The organism is Streptomyces sp. SID12501, from assembly GCF_010550245.1.
In the GTDB taxonomy this organism is placed as follows: Bacteria; Actinomycetota; Actinomycetes; order Streptomycetales; family Streptomycetaceae; genus Streptomyces.
Window position 1 is genome coordinate 1 of record NZ_JAAGLU010000798.1, and the last position, 420, is coordinate 420.

Sequence of the window (420 nt, forward strand, 5' to 3'; positions counted from 1 at the left end):
CACCGAGGCCGCTCTGCTCCAGCTCGGGCACGGCGCGACCGCACTCCGCTCCCACGTGCGGATCGGCGACGTGCACGGGCTCGGCCCGCTGGAGGCCGTCCTCCAGGCGCGGCGGTCCTTGCGGGGGCTGGCCGACCTGACGGCCGTGGCCGTGCCCCGGTTGCTGACCGGGGTCGCCGGGGCGGACGGGCCGGCCATGCTGCGCGACGCCGTCAAGATGGGCGCCGCCGTGATCGGCGGCTGCCCGGATCTGGATCCCGATCCGACGGGCTTCGTCGAAGCGGTCCTGGAGTTGGCCGCCGAGCACGGTTGCCCCGTCGATCTGCACACGGACGGCGACGACCCCGGCCGCCTCGCCCGGCTCGCGGCGATGGCCGGCGGACTGCGACCCGGGGTGAGCATCGGCCCCTGCGGCGGCCT

The 420-nt window shown here is 76.9% G+C and carries 1 pseudogene; it reads left to right on the top strand.

The window, feature by feature from the left end:
• Positions 1-420, top strand: a pseudogene (locus G3I71_RS48515) (hydrolase); the annotation flags it as partial.